Here is a 20,274-nt window from a genome sequence, read left to right as displayed (position 1 = left end):
GTATTGGGCTTCGGTGGTGGCGATCGCGGCGGTGTTTTGGCCGAAGAAGTTGGTTGCGATTAGCGCGAGCAGCTGGGCGCGGTTGGCGGCGATCACCGGCGGGGGCACCGTCATCGCGAAGGCCTGCTCGAAGGCGGTGGCGGCGGCGGTTGCCTGGGCCGCGGTGTGCCGGGCTTGCTCGGCGGTGACGGTGAGCCAATCCACATAGGGAATGACGGCGGCGGCCATCGACATCGACGACGGACCCGTCCACTGCATGGTGGTCAGGTCGGTGACCACCGATCGGTACATGCTGGCCGCGGAGTGCAGTTCGGCGGCCAGCAGTTGCCAGCTGGCCGCGGCGGTGCGCAGCGAACCCGAGCCTGCACCGGTATACATCCGGGCCGAATTGACCTCTGGCGGTAACAGCGCAAAATCAAACACCATCGCTCCATGCCTGGTAGGGGTTTATGGGATGTCGCTGACCTTGGTGCCCGCCGGGGGCGCGGCGACCGGATCGCCGATGCGTCAGTACGACGCGTCAGTAGATGAAAAATGTTGCGGCTCGGCATCAATCGCTCGTCCCGTGCCGCGCCGACGGCCTATTCGTGCTCAACGTCTCAGGCCGCGATTCTGACCGCGCCGCATCGGGCTAGCGCCTGGGTGAGGCCGACCTTTTCCTCGTCGGTGAGCTCCCCGGGCAGTTCCCGGACGTAAAAGGCGCCGGTGGCGAGGATGAATTGCAAAGCGGGGTAAGCCAGCTCGTTGACGCTAACCAGGCTGGCACCGTTGGGGCGGCGCAGCTCGACACAGCCGTCATGGCGAGTCAGACTCAGCGGGCCGACCCGGCCCTCGCGGATCATCCGCCGGCTTGGGCAGATGCAACGCTCGTCATACCAGACATCCGGCAGGGGGCGTTGGAAGAGTGTTTCGTAGCGGCAGCGGAAGTCAAGGAACGTCGCCTTCCGCCTGAGCCGACCACGGCTGTGCCCGGCTCCAACAGAGGGCCTGGACTCGACAACGGCGGGGGAGTGAGCCAGATAGTGACCAAAAAATCGCTGACCGTACTCGATGTATTCTGCGGTGAACAAAATAAACGCATGCCAGGCCGCATCGACTAGTCCCGAGTACATACCAATTGCCGTGTCCGGACTGAGTTCGCACAACACCAAATACTTCTTGGCTTCGCTGAACAATTCCTGCGCCTGGCAGCGAGTGTCCACGACACCCTCGCTCAGCAGCCGGTCCAGCACATAGGGCGCCTCAAACTCCAACGCCAGAGCCCACCTACTGTCCAGCACCGCAATACCCGACGCGGCGTCGCTGCGGAATTCCTCGATCGAACCGGCAACATCGCCTGTCACCGGTGGGACATCAATTGATTGAGACATGCGCACAACAACAACTTTCTTGTAGATCGTCTGGTCGCCTTTTCGGCTGCCGACTCCGAATAACCCGCGCAGAACATCTCGAAGAACAGGCGCCGCGACTACCGGGCCAACAGATCCCACGTCGCTCGAGTCGAACTCACAGGCAAAGAATCGGCTCCACGGTGGGTCGGATCCAACAAGCCCCGTAGCGACAGAGCGGCTTCAGGCCCGTCGCGCGCCCTAGCCGTAACAGGACATCAGCCTCAATTTGAACTCCAGATTCTCCCTGGTGATGGCATCGATATCGTTATTATCATTAATTACATTTTCGTTGTTATCGTCCAGATAAAATTCTAAGTTAGAGTTTGGATCATAATGATCAGCCGCGTTCGGTTGATAATCACCGATGTTCAGCTTGTCATTGTTATAGCGCTCGCTGTAGTTATCAACAAAGTACGGAACAGTGCTGCTATCGCCGCTGGAATCTTCGCTGTCGTCGCCGCCAACCCAGAACGTGCCGCTTCGCGTAAATCCGGGTGGCAAACCCTCATCGCCGCCGCCGACGAAGATTGTGCCACCGCGTTCGAAACCTGAGGGGGGGACCGGAGTATGTTCGATCGGCGTAGTATACGTATATTCTTCGGGCAGACTTAGCTGATTATTGTCGTAATTAGTCGACTCGTTGCTGCCAGTCTGCGTGCTGTCGGAATTGGAGATGCTGGTACTTAGATCTTGAGTGGTGTCGTAGGTAGTCGTACCGGTGCCGGACGTCTGAGTGCTATCAGAAGTGGTTGTACTGGTGCCGAAATCTTGAGTCGTGTTGGACGTGGTGGAGCTATTGCTGGAACCATTGCCGTCGCTGTAACTGGAACCGTTGGTCGTACATGTGTCGAGTTTGAATCCGCCGTGTGCAGTCAAGGTGATGGCGAGCCTGCCGGCGCTGATCTGAGTGCCATCCCTGGTGGCATCGATGGCGGCGGTGACACCGCTGGTCAAGGCCAGCGCGCCCAGCGCAGCCGCCGCACCCCGTTTGCCGCGCCGCCCCTTCGCTGCCCTGGGCGCGGGACGAGGCATGTCAGATTCAGCGACGCCGCCGTCGTCGGTTAATGGGTCACGGGACACTCGAGCCATTGAATAAATCGCCTTTCTTCTTGCCGGCGCGAATACAAAATGAAATGCAAATTCGAGTAAGACTGCCTCAGATTAAGAGACGTTGACAGCATAAGACGGATAGCAGACATCAACTCGTCAAGCCGGCACCGGGCTGCTCCAATGTCTAACGGCTCACTCCTTGAAAACCATGCGGCGCTTCCAACAATTCGCGTTTCACAGGTTATGCGACCATCAGGCCAGCAGGCTGGATGGGACGCGAAACCGCTCGCAGAGAGCACCAACTTTGCTCGGCGTCGGAAACGATAGACGAAGCCAATTATTGCCCGCCAATCAAACGTGTCGATAAAACCATAAGCACCATTTATCAACGTTAATGTTTCACGGAATCCGGGTTCTGTTCTGGATCAGAGCTCCGGCATCGTTGACTTCCCACGTTCTGGGCTGAGGAAACAGCCTGGATCTGCTGGTGCTTCTGTGGGTCCGGACTTGCGCGGTACGGCCGGGCAGTAGTGGGCAGAGTCCACCTCGGGTCAGCAGTTGCTGCATGCCCACAAGCTTTCCGGTGAACGGGGTCGGCGTGGTCGGCAGGGAGTCGCCTGCCTAATAGGTATCCGGCCGGGGTGCGCCGGCAAACGTGTTTCGCGGCCGCGATCGGGTAAGCCCTGCTGCGTCGATGCCACCAACGGGATCCGTGGTTGCCTCGACAATGGCTCGGCCCGCCCTGAACACGGATCAGCGCGCGGTCGACTGAACTTTGCCAGCTTGCCGGACAGCCCCGGCTGGCGCGGCTGGGAAGGGGCGCTAGCTCAGCGCTAGCTCCCGATAATCCGGTCGATATCGCGTGCCATGTCGATATCGCGTTGGGTGATCCCGCCCTCTGAATGCGTGACCAACGCGAAAGTTACCGTCCGCCAGCGGATATCGATATCCGGGTGGTGATCCTTGCGTTCCGCGTGCTCGGCCACCCGGCGCACCGCGTCGATGCCGTCGAGGAACGCCGGAAACTTGACGGACCGGCGCAGGGCACCGCCGGCGCGTCCCCAGCCGTTGAGGTCGGGCAGTGCGGCGTCTACTTGCTCATCCGTTAACACAGCCATATCGCGACGGTACCCCGGTCGCAGCGAATCTCCCCAAATTGGCCACGGCGGCACGGGCAAGCCGGTAGGGTCGCCCGCATCGGGCCATCTTTGTCAACCGCACCGCATCTCGGACGTTAAGTGTTTGGGGCCCGGCATGTTTCGCTCGTTAACAGTCTCGTTAGCAGTCTCGTTAGTAGTCTTGGTAGTAGTCTCGGTAGCAGTCGAAGCGGGACCGGCCGGTGCCGGCGTCGTCGCTCAGGCGTCGACAGCCTCAGCCGCCGGGTTGTGCCCGCCGGGTCGCTATCAGAATTCAAGCGGCGTTTGCGTTCCCTCTCCCGACAACTCGAACGACGACGTCACCGCGATATGCCGGGACGGTTCGCATTCGCACAGCCAACACCACAGCGGCACCTGCTCCCGTCACGGCGGAGTCGCTCAATGGTGCCCGTGCACTTTCGGGTCCGGCCACTGGCAGCCTGCGCCAGGGCCGCGACGGTATACCGTGATTGCCCATGCCGGCGCAGATCGTCGTGGCGGGAGCCATCATCTGTGGTTCGACGGTCTTGGTGGCGCAACGGGTAAGGCCGCCGGAGCTGGCCGGGCGCTGGGAGCTTCCCGGCGGTAAGGTCGCCGCGGGTGAAAGCGAGCGCGCCGCACTGGCCCGGGAGCTGGCCGAGGAGCTGGGGCTCGACGACATCGCCGTGGGTGACCGCTTGGGCGACGATATTGCGTTGGGCGGCAACGTGATACTGCGGGCCTACCGGGTGCGGCTGCTCAACGGTGAACCGGACGCGCGTGACCACCGTGCGCTGCGTTGGGTGACGGCGGAGCAACTGCACCATCTGGATTGGGTGCCGGCCGACCGCGGCTGGCTACCCGATCTCGCGAAGGCGCTGTGGCGACAGGTTCCACAGCCGCCTTTCAGCTAATGTCCAGGTCCGCTCAAGGTCGCCGCCGTCCACTGGAAGAAGGACGTGACAAACCACTAACCTGGGATTTGCATGCCGGTAGCGATCGCGGCGGTCCGCTGCACGTCAGTGGCCGGCTGCCATGCCGATGTTGACGCGAATTTCAGCCAACGCACCGCGCGAGCCGATTATCGTCGGCCACGCGCCGATTCCAGCTGGCCCACGAGCGCGATCGACTGGCTACTGCCCGGCGCCGGGTCGTCCATGACAAGGAGGGTCACTGTTGACCATCACACCGCACGTCGGCGGAGCGATCGAGGAGCTGCTGGAGCGCAGCGGGCGATTCTTCACCCCGGGGGAATTCTCGGCCGATCTGCGCACCGTAACCCGGCGCGGCGGGCGGGAGGCCGACGTTTTCTACCGTGACCGGTGGAGTCACGACAAGGTGGTCCGCTCCACGCACGGCGTCAACTGCACCGGATCCTGCTCATGGAAGATCTACGTCAAAGACGGCATCATCACCTGGGAAACCCAGCAGACCGACTACCCGTCGGTGGGCCCGGACCGCCCCGAGTACGAACCACGCGGCTGTCCCCGCGGCGCGTCGTTCTCCTGGTACAGCTATGCGCCGACCCGGCTTCGCTACCCGTATGCCCGCGGGGTGCTGATCGAGATGTACCGGGAGGCCAAAGCCCGGCTCGGCGACCCGGTGCTGGCGTGGGCCGACATCCAGGCAGATCCGCAGCGCCGCCGTCGTTATCAGCAAGCCCGCGGCAAGGGCGGACTGGTCCGGGTCGGCTGGGCCGAAGCGACCGAGCTGATCGCCGCGGCCCACGTGTACACCATCAAGACCTACGGTCCGGACCGGGTTGCCGGCTTCTCGCCGATCCCCGCGATGTCGATGGTGTCCTATGCCGCCGGCTCGCGGTTCTTCGAGTTGATCGGCGCCCCCATGACGTCGTTTTACGACTGGTACGCCGACCTGCCGGTCGCCTCGCCGCAGGTGTTCGGAGACCAGACGGACGTGCCCGAGTCCGGGGACTGGTGGGACGCGGCCTATCTGATGATGTGGGGTTCCAACGTGCCGATCACCCGGACCCCGGATGCGCACTGGATGGCCGAAGCCCGCTACCGCGGCACCAAGGTCGTCACCGTCAGCCCCGACTATGCCGACAACACCAAGTTCGCCGACGAGTGGATGCCGTGTGCGGCCGGCGCCGACGGGGCGCTGGCCATGGCGATGGGTCACGTCATCCTGTCGGAATGCTATGTGCAAAAGCAGGTTCCGTTTTTCGTCGACTTCGCCCGCCGCTACACCGACCTGCCGTTCCTGATCAAACTGGAGCAACGGGGCGAGATGCTGGTCCCGGGCAAGAACCTCACGGCCGCGGATCTGGGCGAGGCCGATAAGAACTCCGAGAACGCGGCGCTCAAGCCCGCGCTGCTGGACGAAACGACCGGCACAGTCGTCGTGCCGCACGGCTCGCTGGGATTCCGCTACGGCGAAGACGGTGTCGGGAAGTGGAACCTCGATCTGGGTGATCTGCTGCCGGCGCTCAGCGTGCAGGGCGCGCACCGCGTCAACGGCGAAAACAGCACCGCGCTCATCCACCTGCCCAACTTCGACACGGTCAACGGCGAAGGCACCACAGTCGCCCGCGGCGTCCCGGTGCGCCGCGTCGGTAAGCACCTGGTGTGCACGGTTTTCGACCTGATGCTGGCCCACTACGGCGTGGCGCGTCCGGGCCTACCCGGCCAATGGCCGACCGGCTACGACGATCCCGCCCAACCCAACACCCCGGCCTGGCAGGAGCCGATCACCGGGGTGTCGGCCGGGCAGGCTATCCGGGTTGCCCGCGAATTCGCCCGCAGCGCAGAGGAATCCGGCGGCCGGTCGATGATCATCATGGGTGGCGGCATCTGCCATTGGTTCCACGGCGACGCCATCTACCGGGCGGTGCTGGCGCTGTTGATGCTGACCGGCTCGATGGGGCGCAACGGTGGCGGGTGGGCCCATTACGTGGGTCAGGAGAAGATTCGTCCGCTCACCGGATTCCAGACGATGTCGATGGCCACCGACTGGGTGCGCCCGCCGCGGCAGGTGCCCGGCGCCTCGTACTGGTATGCGCACGCCGACCAATGGCGTTACGACGGCTACGGAGCCGACAAGTTGGCCAGCCCGGTGGGGCGGGGCCGGTTCGCCGACAAGCACACCATGGACGTGCTGGCCTCGGCGGTGGCGATGGGGTGGAGCCCGTATTACCCGCAGTTCGACCGATCCAGCCTGGATCTCGCCGACGAGGCGTGCGCCGCCGGTCGTGAGGCCGGTGAGTATGTCGCCGAGCAGCTGGCGCAGCGCAAACTCAAGCTCGCCGTGACTGATCCCGACAACCCTGCCAACTGGCCGCGGGTGCTGACGGTCTGGCGGGCCAACCTGATCGGCTCGTCGGGTAAGGGTGGCGAGTATTTCCTGCGCCACTTGCTGGGAACCAATTCCAACGTGCAGGCCGGGCCGCCGGCCGACGGGATCCGGCCCGTCGATGTGGTCTGCGACGGCGACATTCCGGAGGGCAAGCTCGACCTGATGATGTCGATCGACTTCCGGATGACCTCCACGACGCTGGTATCCGATGTGGTGCTGCCGGCGGCGACCTGGTACGAGAAGGCCGACATCTCCAGCACCGACATGCATCCCTATGTGCACGCGTTCAGCGCCGCGACCGATCCGCCGTGGGAAACCCGCTCGGATTTTGACGCTTTCGGCGCTATTGCCCGGGCTTTCAGCGCCATGGCCAAGGGGCATCTGGGCACCCGCAGCGATGTGGTGCTCACCGCACTCGAGCACGACACCTCGGCTGCGATGGCATATCCCGGCGGCGTCGAAAACGATTGGCTGCATACCGGTGCAACGCCGGTACCGGGGCGCACGATGGGCAAGATCACCGTGGTAGAGCGCGACTACCCGGCGATCTACGACAAGTGGGTGACGTTGGGTCCGCTCGTCGAGAAGTTTGGGCTGACCACCAAGGGTGTCACGGTGCATCCCTTCCAGGAGGTCGAGGAACTCGGAGCCAGATTCGGAGTACTGAATTCCGGTGTCGCGGCGGGGCGTCCGGCCATCACCACCGCGGCGCGGATGGCCGACGTGCTGCTGCTGCTGTCCGGGACAACCAACGGCCGCCTAGCCGTCGAAGGCTTCCGCGAGCTGGAGAAAAGGACCGGTCAGCGGCTCGCGCATCTGGCCGAGGGCAGCGAAGACCGCCGTATCAGCTATGCCGATACCCAGGCGCGTCCAGTCCCGGTGATCACCAGCCCGGAGTGGTCGGGCAGCGAAACCGGCGGGCGCCGGTATGCGCCGTTCACCATCAACATCGAGAACCTCAAACCGTTCCACACGCTGACCGGGCGGATGCATTTCTACCTGGCGCACGACTGGATTGAGGAACTGGGCGAACATCTGCCGGTTTTCCGCCCGCCGCTGGACATGACGCGCCTGTTCGGCCAGCCCGAACTCGGCCCGGCTGACGACGGAATCGGGCTCACCGTACGCTATTTGACGCCGCACTCGAAGTGGTCGTTCCACTCCACCTACCAGGACAACCTGTACATGCTGTCGCTGTCCCGCGGCGGTCCCACCATGTGGATGAGCCCGGCTGATGCAGCGAAAATCCAAGTGCGCGACAATGATTGGGTCGAGGCCAGCAATGCCAATGGCATCTACGTGTGCCGGGCCATCGTCTCCCACCGGATCCCCGACGGCGTGGTGTTCGTCTACCACGTGCAAGAACGCACGGTGGACACACCGCGCACCGAGACCAACGACAAGCGCGGCGGTAACCACAACGCGCTCACCCGCATCCGAATCAAGCCCAGCCACTTGGCCGGTGGTTACGGTCAGCACGCGTTTGCGTTCAACTATCTGGGCCCGACAGGCAATCAGCGCGACGAGGTGACCGTAGTGCGCCGTCGCAGCCAGGAAGTGCGGTACTGACAATGAAAGTCATGGCGCAGCTCGCGATGGTGATGAACCTCGACAAATGCATTGGCTGCCATACCTGTTCGGTCACCTGCAAGCAGGCCTGGACCAACCGCACCGGCACCGAGTACGTATGGTTCAACAACGTCGAAACCCGTCCGGGACAAGGCTATCCGCGCACCTACGAGGACCAGGAGCGCTGGCGCGGCGGCTGGATACGCGACAACAAGGGCCGGTTGCGGCTGCGTGACGGCGGCCGCTTCCACAAGCTGTTGCGGATCTTCGCCAACCCGAAGTTGCCGACCATCGACGAATACTACGAGCCGTGGACCTACGACTACGAAAACCTGACCACCGCACCGGCGGGTGACACCTTTCCGACCGCGGCGCCCCGAAGCCTGATCAGCGGCAAAACGATGAAGGTGTCGTGGGGGCCGAACTGGGACGACAATCTGGCCGGCTCGCCCGAGATCCTTGCCGACGACCCGATCTTGAAGAAGGTCAACGAGGAGGTGAAACTCCAACTCGAAGAGACCTTCATGTTTTACCTGCCCCGGATCTGCGAGCACTGCCTCAACCCGTCCTGCGTGGCGTCGTGCCCGTCGGGTGCGATGTACAAGCGCAGCGAGGACGGCATCGTGCTGGTCGACCAGGACCGCTGCCGCGGCTGGCGGATGTGTGTGTCCGGATGTCCTTACAAGAAGGTCTATTTCAACCACAAGACGGGCAAGGCCGAGAAGTGCACACTGTGCTATCCGCGGATGGAGGTTGGCCTGCCGACCATCTGCTCGGAGACCTGCGTGGGCCGGCTGCGCTATCTGGGCCTGGTACTCTACGACGTCGACCGGGTGCTCGAGGCGGCGTCGGTGGAAAACGACATCGACCTGTATCAGGCTCAACGGCGAATCCTGTTGGATCCCAACGATCCTGAGGTCATCGCCGGTGCGCGCGCGGAAGGTATCTCCGAGGAGTGGATCGAAGCGGCGCGACGCTCTCCGGTCTATGCGCTGATCAACACCTACCAAGTGGCGCTGCCGTTGCATCCGGAGTATCGGACGATGCCGATGGTCTGGTACATCCCACCGCTGTCGCCGGTGGTCGACGCCGTCAGCCGCGACGGTCACGACGGCGAAGAGGTGGGGAACCTGTTCGGTGCGCTGGAGGCGCTGCGCATCCCGATGCAGTACCTGGCCGAACTGTTCACCGCCGGCGACACCGGCGTGGTGGAAGCGGTGTTACGGCGGCTGGCGGCGATGCGCTCCTACATGCGCGACATCAATCTCGGTCGGGAGACTCAGCCCCACATTCCGCAGTCGGTCGGGATGACCGAAGAACAGATGTACGACATGTATCGGCTGCTCGCCATCGCGAAATACGAAGAGAGGTATGTCATTCCGACGGCGTTCAGCCCGCAGGCCCGCGAGCTGGAGCAGATGGGCTGCTCGCTGACCGGCGACGGCGGCCCCGGTATGTATGAAGACGGCGCACCGGTGCCGGTTTCGGTGCAGACATTCCATGCCCACCAGCGTTCGACCCAGGTGGACCTGCTGACCTGGAACGGCGACCAGCCGCCGGTCGGGATGTTCCCGGAAAAGCAGCAGCGATGAGGCTGCGCTCCCGATCCCGTGAACCGGCGCTGCGCGACCGGCTGGTGTGGCAGGCGGCGTCACTGCTGCTGGCCTACCCCGACGACGGGCTGACCGAGCGCCTGGACACCGTCGAAGGTCTGCTGGCGCACCTGGACGGGACCGTCGCCGACCTGCTCGGGCGAACGGTCGCCGCGCTGCGCGCCGCGGAACCGATGGCCGCCGCCATGGACTACGTCGCCACGTTCGACATGCGCCGGCGCGCCACGATGTATCTGACGTACTGGACCGCAGGGGACACCCGCAACCGCGGCCGGGAGATGCTGGCCTTCGCCACCGCGTACCGGGCCGCGGGAGTGGAGCCGCCACGCAGCGAGGCGCCGGATCATTTGCCGGTCGTGCTCGAGTTCGCCGCGACCGTCGCACCCGAGGTGGAACGGCGGTTGTTGACCGAGCACCGGGTCCCCATCGACGTGTTGCGGTCCGCGTTGGCCGACGCCGAGTCGCCGTATCAGCACACCGTGGCGGCGGTGTGCGAGACGTTGCCGGTGGCCACCGACCAGGAGGTGCGCCGGGCGCGGCGTCTGGCCGAAGCCGGGCCGCCCGCGGAAGCCGTTGGGCTGCAACCGTTTAACTTGACCGTGCCGCCCCGTCGCCAAGAAAGAGCGCCCGATGTTTAGCAACGTACTGTTCTGGGACATCACCCCTTACGTCACGCTGGCGGTGTTGGTGGTCGGCCTCTGGTGGCGATACCGCTACGACAAGTTCGGCTGGACCTCCCGCTCCTCGCAGATCTACGAGTCGCGGCTGCTCAGCATCGCCAGCCCGATATTTCACTTCGGCATCCTGGCGGTGTTCGCCGGCCACGTGATGGGGTTGTTCATCCCGCCGCGGGTGACCAAGGCGCTTCACGTCAGCGACTACGTCTACCACCTGCAAGCGGTGATCGCCGGATCCATTGCGGGTTTCGCGACGCTGGTGGGCGTGGGTTTGCTGATCTACCGGAGGCTCACCCGTCCGGCAGTGTCGGCGTCGACCACCCGCAGCGACAAGGTGATGTATGTGGTGCTGGTGCTGGCCATCGTGGTGGGGCTCTACTGCGACCTGATCGGGACGGGGCCGCACGGCGGCGAGTTCCACTACCGCTACACGGTCGGGATGTGGTTCCGGCGGATCTGGTTGTTCCAGCCGCACGGGGAGGTGATGATCAACGCACCGTTGGACTACCAGCTGCATGCCCTGATCGGGATGGTGCTGTTCACGCTGTGGCCGTTCACCCGGCTGGTGCATGTACTGAGCGCCCCGATCGCCTACCTGTTCAGGCCCTACATCGTGTATCGCAGCCGCGAGGTGGCCGCCACCGACCAACTGGTCGGTTCGGCGCCGCCCCGTCGAGGCTGGTAGCGCCATTCCACGGCAGTGTCGGCGCGCGCCCAGACTGTGCACAGCGCGTCGAGACTGCGCCCAGCGCGCGGCTCGGCCGCCCGCGGTAGCGCTGTATGCAGAATCGATGTTCGGAACGGCCGCCGGACGCTGGTTTTCGCGAACCGGCCACCGGGCTGCCACAATCACCGACGTGCCATTCCGCAATGTCGCCATCGTCGCGCACGTCGACCACGGCAAAACCACGCTGGTCGACGCCATGCTGCGGCAATCCGGGGCGCTGGCCGAACGCGGGGGGCTGCAGGAACGCGTGCTGGATACCGGTGACCTGGAGCGGGAAAAAGGGATCACCATCCTGGCCAAGAACACCGCCGTGCACCGCCATAACAGCGATGGCACCGTGACTGTGATCAATGTCATCGACACGCCCGGACACGCCGATTTCGGCGGCGAGGTGGAGCGTGGGCTATCCATGGTGGACGGGGTGTTGCTGCTGGTGGACGCGTCCGAGGGGCCGCTGCCGCAGACGCGGTTCGTGCTGCGCAAGGCGCTGGCCGCCCATCTGCCGGTGATTCTCGTCGTCAACAAGACCGACCGGCCCGACGCGCGCATCGCCGAGGTCGTCGAGGCCAGTCACGACCTGTTGCTGGACGTGGCCAGCGATCTCGACGACGAGGCAGCCGCAGCCGCCGAGCACGCGCTGGGCCTGCCCACGCTGTTCGCATCCGGACGCGCCGGGGTGGCCAGCACCGCCCAGCCGCTCGACGGCCAGGTTCCCGACGGCGACAACCTCGATCCGCTGTTCGAGATCCTCGAAGAGCACGTGCCGCCGCCCCACGGCGACCCGGACGCGCCGCTGCAGGCGCTGGTCACCAACCTCGACGCGTCGACGTTTCTGGGCCGGCTGGCGTTGATCCGCATCTACAACGGACGCATCCGCAAGGGCCAACAGGTCGCCTGGATACGGGAAGCGGGCACGGCTACCGCCAAGATCACCGAATTGCTGGCCACCGAAGGGGTGGAACGCAATCCGACGGAGGAGGCCGTCGCCGGCGACATCGTGGCGGTCGCCGGCCTGCCCGAGATCATGATCGGCGACACGCTCGCCGACCTGACGAATCCCGTTGCGCTGCCGAGGATCGCCGTCGACGAGCCGGCCATCTCGGTCACCGTCGGCACCAACACCTCGCCGCTGGCCGGCAAGGTGGCCGGTCACAAGCTCACCGCCCGCATGGTCCGCAACCGGCTGGATGCCGAGCTGGTGGGCAACGTGTCGATCCGGGTCCTCGACATCGGTGCGCCGGACGCCTGGGAGGTGCAGGGCCGCGGCGAGCTGGCGCTGGCCGTACTGGTCGAGCAGATGCGCCGCGAGGGCTTCGAATTGACCGTGGGCAAGCCGCAGGTGGTGACCAAGACCATCGACGGCAGGTTGCACGAGCCGTTCGAGGCGATGACCGTCGACTGCCCGGAGGAATACGTCGGTGCGGTCACCCAATTGATGGCCGCGCGCAAGGGCCGCATGGTGGAGATGGCCAACCACACCACTGGTTGGGTCCGGATGGATTTCGTGGTGCCCAGCCGCGGCCTGATCGGGTGGCGCACCGACTTCCTCACCGAGACCCGCGGCACCGGCGTCGGGCATGCGGTGTTCGACGGGTACAAGCCGTGGGCGGGGGACATCCGGGCCCGCCACACGGGATCGCTGGTCTCCGACCGGTCCGGCACCATCACCCCGTTTGCGTTGCTCCAGCTCGCCGATCGGGGCCAGTTCTTCGTCGAGCCCGGCCAGGACACCTACGAGGGCATGGTCGTCGGCGTCAACCCGCGCCCGGAGGACCTCGACATCAACGTCACCCGGGAGAAGAAGCTGACCAACATGCGCTCGTCGACCGCCGATGTCATCGAAACCCTGGCCAAGCCGCTCGAACTCGACCTGGAGCGGGCCATGGAGTTCTGCGCGCCCGACGAATGCGTCGAGGTGACCCCGGAGATCGTGCGGGTCCGCAAGGTCGAGCTGGATGCCACCTCCCGCGCCCGCAGCCGGGCGCGGGCCAAGGCCCGGGGTTAGCTTGGGGCCGCCCGGGGCGCACCAGCGTAACGCCACGGCGAAACCCGCCCCGGTTTTTCGCCGTGACATCACCGCCGTGGGTCACCTCGATACCCTGATGGGCGTGCTGCACCGAGCCCGTCACGTCCTGGTGACGGTCGGTGTGCTGATTTCGACGTTGGGGGTGGCGCTGTCCGGTTGTACCGTGAGCCCGCCGCCGGCGCCGCAGAGCACCGATACCACGCACGTCACACCTCCGCCGCCGCCGCATCCCACCCAGATCATCATGGGCATCGACTCGATCGGCGCCGGGTTCAATCCGCATCTGCTCTCGGATCTGTCGCCGGTGAACGCCGCGGTCAGCGCGCTGGTGTTGCCCAGTGCGTTCCGCCCGGTGCCCGATGCCAGCTCGCCGACCGGTTCGCGCTGGGAGATGGACCCGACGTTGCTGGTGTCGGCGGACGTCACCAGCGAAAACCCGTTCACGGTGACCTACAAGATCCGGCCCGAGGCGCAATGGACCGACAACGCGCCCATCGCCGCCGACGACTTCTGGTACCTGTGGCGGCAGATGGTCAGCCAGCCGGGCGTCGTCGATCCGGCGGGCTATGACCTGATCACCGGTGTGCAATCGCTCGAAGGCGGCAAGCAGGCCGTGGTGACCTTCGCGCAGCCATACCCAGCCTGGCGGGAGTTGTTCAACAACCTGCTGCCGGCGCACATCGTCAAGGACGTGCCCGGCGGTTTCGCCGCGGGGCTGGCCCGGGCGCTGCCCGTCACCGGCGGGCAGTTCCGGGTGGAGAACATCGACCCGCAGCGCGACGAGATCCTGATCGCCCGCAACGACCGGTACTGGGGGCCGCCTGCCAAACCCGGCCTGATCCTCTTCCGGCGGGCCGGGGCACCCGCGGCGCTGGCCGATTCGGTGCGTAACGGCGACACGCAGGTGGCGCAGGTGCATGGCGGTTCGGCCGCTTTCGCGCAGTTGTCGGCCATCCCGGATGTGCGGACCGCGCGGATCGTGACACCGCGGGTCATGCAGCTGACGCTGCGGGCAAACGTGCCGAAGTTGGCCGACACGCAGGTCCGCAAGGCGATCTTGGGGCTGCTGGACATCGACCTGCTGGCTGCGGTGGGCGCCGGCAGCGACAACACCGTGACCCTGGATCAGGCGCAGATCCGCTCGCCCAGCGACCCGGGCTATGTGCCGACCGCGCCACCGGCGATGACGACCACCACCGCTTTGGGGTTGCTGGCCGCATCCGGATATGAGATCGACAGCAACTCGGCGTCGACCGCGCCGTCGGGACCGGGTTCGACCACACCGGTGAGCACCGGGCCGCCGGAAGTGATCCGGGGCCGGGTCAGTAAGGACGGCAAACAGCTGTCATTGGTCGTCGGGGTGGCGGCAAACGACCCGACGTCAGTGGCCGTCGCCAATACCGCGGCCGACCAACTGCGCAACGTCGGGATCGACGCGACCGTGCTGGCCCTGGATCCGGTCATCCTTTACCGGGACGCGTTGAACGACAACCGGATTGATGCCATCGTCGGCTGGCATCAAGCCGGCGGAAACCTGGCGACATTGCTGGCCTCGCGTTATAGCTGTCCCGCGCTGCAGGCCACCCAGGTCCCGCCACCGGCCTCGCCGGCGGTTACCCCCACCGGCGCCACGCCGACCGTGGCTCCCGACACGGTTACGCCCACGCCGCAGCCCGGCCCGCCGGCCGATCCGAGCGCGCTGGTCAAGGCGCCGTCGAACCTTACGGGGATCTGCGATCGCAGCATCCAGTCGAACATCGACGCCGCCCTCAACGGCACCAAGAACATCAACGACGTGATCACCGCCATCGAACCGCGACTGTGGAATATGTCAACCGTGCTGCCGATATTGCAGGACACCACGATCGTCGCAGCCGGCCCGAGCGTGCAGAACGTCAGCCTGTCCGGCGCGGTGCCAGTCGGCATCGTCGGCGACGCCGGCCAATGGGTCAAGACCGGGCCATAGCAGATCTCGGGACGCATCGTTCGGGTAAACCCATGGGCGGTAGCCCTTTTCACGCGCTCACGGGATCGCCCGCGGAAACCCACACGAATTGCCCGAGTGGCAAATTGTTACTAACGGTTTGCATCGAAACGGCTGAAGCGGCTCGCAGCTCGCGATACGCTCCGCTGCGGGCTGCTCTGATCGGGCCAGGGATAGCCAGCAATGACGCACGGTTGAGAGGCCCGAGATGTCTTTTGTACTCGCAGACGCCGCGCTATTTACAGCGGCGGCAACGGATTTAGCAAACATTGGCTCGACGATCAGCGCGGCCAGCAATACCGCGGCATCCGCGACCATCGGCGTGCTCCCCCCGGCTCTTGATGAGGTATCGGCGAGCATCGCAGCGTTGTTCGGTGCGCACGGCCAGGCATACCAACAGCTCAGCACGCAGCTGGCACTGTTTCATGACCAGTTTGTGCGGACGCTGAAGGCGGGTGCGGCGGCGTATGTCGGCAGTGAGGCCGGCAATGTGGCGGCGATGCTCTCGGGTGGCCCGGCGGGCGCGCTGCTGGAGCAGGCCGGCCAGGCGCGGGCCGCTGTCACCGCCGACCTGGCTTGCGCCGAGCTCGCGTTCAACGAGACCTTGGTCGCCGGTGAAACCGCGTTGGGGCAAGCGGTCGCCGGCGTCAACGGCGCACTGGGCGCTGTGCTCAACGCCGGCTTCAACGCCGCCAACGCTCTGGTATATGCCGGCGAGCAGTTCGTCAACACCGTCGCGGGTGTGCCGGTCGCGCCGAATCTCAGCGCCAGCCTGGTGATCGGCGGTTCGGTGCAAGGCGGTGGTCAGTTTCTTGCCGGAATGATCCCGACGGGTCAGCTGCTGACCGGCGGCTTCGACAGTGCGATCAACGGTGTGGCCGCGCAGTTGGGTGCTGCCCTGCCGCCCGGTATCGGCGGTGGGCTCGGTGAGCTTTCGGGGCTGGTGGCCACCGGCGGGACGCTTGCGGCCGGCGTGCACAGCGGGTACACGGGGCTGATGCGGGCCGTGGTTCCCGGCCCGGTCAGGGCGGTGCTGACGGGCTCGTCGGACAGTGTGTTGCAGCACATTGCGCACGCTGAAGTCGCCGTTGGTTCCGCCGTGGTCAACGGTGAACTGGCCTTCAACCACGCTCTGGTCGCCGGGGAGACGTCGTTGCGGCATGCCCTTTTCGGCACCGATGCCGCGCTCAATGGGGTGGCCAACAATGGCTTTGGCATCGTGAACTCGTTGGTGGGCACCGGCGAGCAATTCGTCAACACCCTGTTGGGTGTACCGGTTCCGGACGGCTTCCATTCCAGTCTGGTCGTCGACGGGTTGGTGGCGGGCGAAGCCCAACTCGGCGGTATCGCGGGCGCGATCACTCAAAAACTCATGCTGGACGCCAACTTGATCGGCCTGACCGGCGGCGTGGTGACGCCCGCGCTGGTGGCGTTGGGTGTCGATCCGACGCCCGCGCAGGCCGCCCTGGGCGCCCCGGCTGGTTTCGTGGCGCAGCTGGAGCACGGGCTGGTCGGCTTCAACGCCAATCTGATCGGTGCCGAACTTGCCCTCAACCATCGGTTGGTCGCGGCTGAAATGGGCTTGGAACGGGCCGTTTTCGGCACCAACGGCGCCCTCAACGGAGTCCTCGACCGCGCCTTCAACATGGGCAATCTGGCGTTGGGTACCGGTGAGCAGTTGGTCAACACCGTCCTGGGCGCACCCGCTCCGGCAGATTTTTACGCCGACTTGACCATCGGTGGTGACGGGCAGGTCTTCAGCGACGGTCAGGTCGGCGGCCTGTTGGGCGCCGTGCAGCAGAAACTGATGCTCGACACGCAGTTGGTCGGCCTGGTTCTCGGCGGCGGACCGGTCGATGTCTCTACCGGTGTCGAAGTCGGTGGCGGCGGTGAAATCGGCGGCGGCGGAACGTACTGACCGCGGCGGTCCGTTGCCGGCAACTGCAACGTCTAGGACGTCTTTCGCGGGATCACCGTGTCGACGATGAGTTCCAGCTCTCTACGGTTTGGCGGCGTTCCGGTCAACATCAAGTGCTGGTTGATCAGGGCGGGCCCGACCCGCGCCGTCAGCGGGGTGAGCAGGGACGCATCGATCTGGCCGTCGCGAACAGCGGCCTGCAGTATCGACTCGACGATTTTCAGCCGCGGAGCTATCACCGCCTCGGTGAAGATCGCCCGCAGCTCGGGTTCGTGGATCAGCTGACCGATGATTTCCAGGCCCGGAAAATCGGTCCTACCGGCCAGCACATCACGCTGAGCGGTGAAAACCGTCAGCAGGTTTTCCCGTGCTGACCGGCCGGGGCGCGGGTCCTCCAGCGGCGGCACAGCGTGTCGCAGGGCGGCGTGGACCAGGTCATACTTACTGGGCCAGCGCCGATACAGTGCGGCCTTGCCGGTTTGAGCGCGTGCCGCAATCCCTTCCATCGTCAGGCCGCCGTATCCGACGGTCGCCAGCTCGGCCAAGGTGGCCGCATAGAGCGCACGTTCGAGCACCTCGCCGCGCCGGCGACTGCGGACGGTCGACCGGTCGTGGGTGGGTTGGGCCATGGTGTGATAGTAGCCGCTCGCGTTCCTACCTGTTGCTCGTAGAGCCGGCCGTTCAGCATCCGGCCCGGCGCGCGGCCACTTCCGGGCCCGGCCCGGCGACCGGCCTGGCGACCGGCCCGTCCGTAACGCTCACAGCGGCAGGCGGTTTCGTCCTCGGCGCGGGCCTGAGGCGGGACGACTACCCGAGTGGCACATTATTGCCAACAGATTCTGTGGAAATAGTCATCTAAGTCCCTGGATCGCGATACGCTCCGCTTTGGTCACCCGATCGGGGCGGACGGCCGGTAGGGGGCTGCCTGCGGTCCGTTGCGGTAGGTCCTTGGTCGGGGCTGGATGCCGCGGCGTCCGGCGGTTAGGGTGCTAGCCGATGCCTGAGACGCCGCGGCTGCTGTTCGTGCATGCCCACCCCGACGATGAAAGCCTCAGCAACGGCGCAACGATCGCCCACTACACCGCCCGGGGCGCAGCGGTCCATGTCGTCACCTGCACGCTCGGTGAGGAGGGCGAGGTCATCGGCGACCGGTGGGCCCAACTCGCCGCCGACCACGCCGATCAACTCGGCGGCTACCGCATCGCCGAACTCACCGCCGCACTGCAGTTGCTGGGGGTGAGCGGACCCCGCTACCTGGGCGGCGCGGGCCGTTGGCGTGACTCCGGGATGGCCGGCACCGAGCAGCGCAGCGAGCGCAGATTCGTCGATGCCGACGAACGGCAGGCGGTGGGAGCATTGGTCGGGATCATCCGCGAGGTCCGTCCGCATGTCGTGGTGAGCTACGACCCCGGCGGCGGATATGGACATCCCGACCACGTGCATACCCACAAAGTCACCGCCGCCGCGGTGGCCGCAGCGCACACCTCAGACTTCCCGGGCGACCCATGGACGGTGCCGAAGGCTTACTGGACTGTCTTCGGGCTCAGCGCATTTCGCGCGGCCAAGCAGGACCTGGCCGCCGAGGACCTGCGGCCCGAGTGGGTGCTGCCGCCGGACGACGTGCCCTTCGCCTTTCCGGACGAGCGGATCACCGCCGTCGTCGAGGGGGACTCGCACGCGCAGGCCGCCAAGGCCGCGGCGCTGGCGGCGCACGCCACCCAGGTCAGCGTCGGGCCGACCGGCCGGGCCTGCGCCCTGTCCAACAACATGGCGTTGCCGATCGCGGCCCAGGAGCACTATGTGCTTGCCGCGGGCGTCGCGGGGGACCGTGATGAACGTGGCTGGGAAACAGATCTGCTCGCCGGTCTGGGCTTCACCGGTTACGGCACGTAGGCTGCCAATCAGGCAGCCACGGAAGGAAATCGCATGGACCCCGACCTGGACCCTAACCTGCAGCATTGGCAGGACCGGCTGGACAGCCTGCAGTGGGTCATCGGTTCGATCCTCTCCCAGATCGACAGCGTCCCAACCTGACCGAAACTCAGCCGCGCGCCGTCTCGAGTGAAGAGACCGCCGCCACCACCGACCCCGCGATACGTGTCGTTGTCCTGGCGTTGCTGGCCGTCGACGGGGTGTTATCCGCACTAGCCGGGGCTCTGCTGCTGCCGTCCTATATCGGTTCGGTGCCCTTCCCGATCAGCGCTGTGGTCAGCGGCCTGCTCAATGCGGCGCTGGTGTGGGCGGCCGCGCGATGGACCACGTCGCCGCGGGTGGCCGCGTTACCGCTGTGGACATGGCTACTGACGGTGGCAGTGTTGAGCCTCGGCGGTCCGGGCGACGACGTTGTCCTCGGTGGACGTGGGCTGATGGCCTTTGGGGCGTTGATCCTGATCGGGGCGGGAGTCGCGCCGCCGGCATGGGTGCTGTGGCGGCGCCGAATCCACCCCTGACGGTTACGGCCGGTTACGGCAGCGGTGGCCAAGGCGGGAGGAAGCCGCGGATCCAGCTGATCTCGGTGTTGATGAACTGGTTGACCGACGCCGTGGTGGCCGACCAGAAGTTGCTCAGCCCCTGACTGAAGGTGATCGTCCCGTCCAGCCAGTCCAGCGTATTGAACAGGCCGCTCTGCACCATCGGCTCGAACAGGTAGTAGAAGAAGTTGATCTGCGGCGCCAAGATCCCGAGATACGGCACCCAACCCGCCGCCCAGGAGGCGACGCTGAAGCCCCACTGCACCCACGGCTCGGCCCAAAGATAGAAATTCTCGATGGCAGTGGCCACCGACACCGGTATGACCGCCGCCGGAGCCGCGGCGCCGCCGGCCAACGGCCGCAGCAGCGCGCCGCTGCCCGCCAGAGCGCCGAGTCCGCCGGTGGGCGGCAGCGCCAG

Annotated in this window: 16 protein-coding genes and 1 pseudogene; 11 read left to right on the top strand and 6 right to left on the bottom strand. The window is 65.7% G+C overall.

The genetic code is table 11. The features are described 5' to 3' along the window. The 4 genes from B4U45_RS07355 to B4U45_RS07340 form a co-directional block, all read right to left on the bottom strand. The coding region (locus B4U45_RS07355) for a PPE family protein (RefSeq protein WP_219859369.1) at positions 1 to 426 on the bottom strand (426 nt) is incomplete at its 3' end. Between the two features lie 173 nt (positions 427 to 599). After that, a complete protein-coding gene (locus B4U45_RS07350) occupies positions 600 to 1,490 on the bottom strand; it encodes a glycine-rich domain-containing protein (protein ID WP_131808340.1) in 891 nt (296 codons plus the stop codon). A gap of 99 nt (positions 1,491 to 1,589) precedes the next feature. Continuing rightward, a complete protein-coding gene (locus B4U45_RS07345) occupies positions 1,590 to 2,471 on the bottom strand; it encodes a hypothetical protein (protein ID WP_131808341.1) in 882 nt (293 codons plus the stop codon). A gap of 803 nt (positions 2,472 to 3,274) precedes the next feature. Further along, the gene (locus B4U45_RS07340; RefSeq protein WP_075548572.1) at positions 3,275 to 3,559 is read right to left on the bottom strand and encodes a 4a-hydroxytetrahydrobiopterin dehydratase; all 285 of its coding nucleotides are present in this window, start codon (positions 3,557 to 3,559) and stop codon (positions 3,275 to 3,277) included. Between B4U45_RS07340 and B4U45_RS30040 the strand changes: the two genes are divergently transcribed. The 9 genes from B4U45_RS30040 to B4U45_RS07295 all read left to right on the top strand — a co-directional run bounded on the left by B4U45_RS30040 (position 3,444) and on the right by B4U45_RS07295 (position 17,385). Further along, positions 3,444 to 4,166: a DUF3761 domain-containing protein gene (locus B4U45_RS30040; protein ID WP_306770979.1), complete on the top strand. Its 723-nt coding sequence runs from the start codon at positions 3,444 to 3,446 to the stop codon at positions 4,164 to 4,166. The genes B4U45_RS07340 and B4U45_RS30040 overlap by 116 nt on opposite strands. Next, positions 4,054 to 4,470 (top strand): (deoxy)nucleoside triphosphate pyrophosphohydrolase, encoded by a 417-nt coding sequence (locus tag B4U45_RS07330; protein WP_075548573.1) that lies wholly within the window; start codon positions 4,054 to 4,056, stop codon positions 4,468 to 4,470. Before B4U45_RS30040 ends, B4U45_RS07330 begins: the two co-directional genes overlap by 113 nt. Positions 4,471 to 4,732: 262 nt before the next feature. After that, positions 4,733 to 8,440: a nitrate reductase subunit alpha gene (locus B4U45_RS07325; RefSeq protein WP_075548574.1), complete on the top strand. Its 3,708-nt coding sequence runs from the start codon at positions 4,733 to 4,735 to the stop codon at positions 8,438 to 8,440. A gap of 2 nt (positions 8,441 to 8,442) precedes the next feature. Then, positions 8,443 to 10,032: a nitrate reductase subunit beta gene (narH, locus tag B4U45_RS07320; protein WP_075548575.1), complete on the top strand. Its 1,590-nt coding sequence runs from the start codon at positions 8,443 to 8,445 to the stop codon at positions 10,030 to 10,032. Continuing rightward, the gene (gene narJ / locus B4U45_RS07315) at positions 10,029 to 10,691 is read left to right on the top strand and encodes a nitrate reductase molybdenum cofactor assembly chaperone (protein WP_219859368.1); all 663 of its coding nucleotides are present in this window, start codon (positions 10,029 to 10,031) and stop codon (positions 10,689 to 10,691) included. The genes narH and narJ overlap by 4 nt, the downstream gene beginning before the upstream one ends. Next, on the top strand, positions 10,684 to 11,415 hold the full coding sequence (gene narI / locus B4U45_RS07310) for a respiratory nitrate reductase subunit gamma (protein WP_075548577.1): 732 nt from the start codon (positions 10,684 to 10,686) through the stop codon (positions 11,413 to 11,415). Before narJ ends, narI begins: the two co-directional genes overlap by 8 nt. A gap of 172 nt (positions 11,416 to 11,587) precedes the next feature. Beyond that, positions 11,588 to 13,462: a translational GTPase TypA gene (gene typA, locus B4U45_RS07305; protein ID WP_075548593.1), complete on the top strand. Its 1,875-nt coding sequence runs from the start codon at positions 11,588 to 11,590 to the stop codon at positions 13,460 to 13,462. Positions 13,463 to 13,559: 97 nt separating this feature from the next. Next, positions 13,560 to 15,449, top strand: a complete 1,890-nt coding sequence (locus B4U45_RS07300; protein WP_083154625.1) for an ABC transporter family substrate-binding protein — start codon at positions 13,560 to 13,562, stop codon at positions 15,447 to 15,449. A gap of 226 nt (positions 15,450 to 15,675) precedes the next feature. After that, on the top strand, positions 15,676 to 17,385 hold the full coding sequence (locus B4U45_RS07295; protein ID WP_083154619.1) for a PE family protein: 1,710 nt from the start codon (positions 15,676 to 15,678) through the stop codon (positions 17,383 to 17,385). A gap of 32 nt (positions 17,386 to 17,417) precedes the next feature. Here the strand turns inward: B4U45_RS07295 and B4U45_RS07290 are convergent, their stop codons facing one another. Further along, positions 17,418 to 18,014, bottom strand: coding sequence for a TetR/AcrR family transcriptional regulator (locus B4U45_RS07290; protein ID WP_075548579.1), 597 nt, complete (start codon positions 18,012 to 18,014; stop codon positions 17,418 to 17,420). A gap of 367 nt (positions 18,015 to 18,381) precedes the next feature. On the opposite strand from B4U45_RS07290, the gene mshB reads away from it, so the two are divergent. Together mshB and B4U45_RS07280 are read left to right on the top strand one after the other, a co-directional pair. Next, positions 18,382 to 19,278 carry an N-acetyl-1-D-myo-inositol-2-amino-2-deoxy-alpha-D-glucopyranoside deacetylase gene (gene mshB, locus B4U45_RS07285; protein ID WP_075548580.1) on the top strand — a complete coding sequence of 299 codons (897 nt, stop codon included), beginning with the start codon at positions 18,382 to 18,384 and terminating at the stop codon, positions 19,276 to 19,278. Between the two features lie 92 nt (positions 19,279 to 19,370). Next, entirely contained in the window at positions 19,371 to 19,835 is a 465-nt protein-coding gene (locus B4U45_RS07280; RefSeq protein WP_075548581.1) for a hypothetical protein, read from the top strand. 13 nt (positions 19,836 to 19,848) lie between these two features. Here the strand turns inward: B4U45_RS07280 and B4U45_RS29010 are convergent. Continuing rightward, positions 19,849 to 20,274 (bottom strand): annotated as a pseudogene (locus B4U45_RS29010) (PE family protein); the annotation flags it as partial.

It is taken from the genome of Mycobacterium persicum, from assembly GCF_002086915.1.
In the GTDB taxonomy this organism is placed as follows: domain Bacteria; phylum Actinomycetota; class Actinomycetes; order Mycobacteriales; family Mycobacteriaceae; genus Mycobacterium; species Mycobacterium persicum.
The sequence above is the reverse complement of the archived record's forward strand: the minus strand, read 5'-3'. Positions and strand labels throughout refer to the sequence as shown.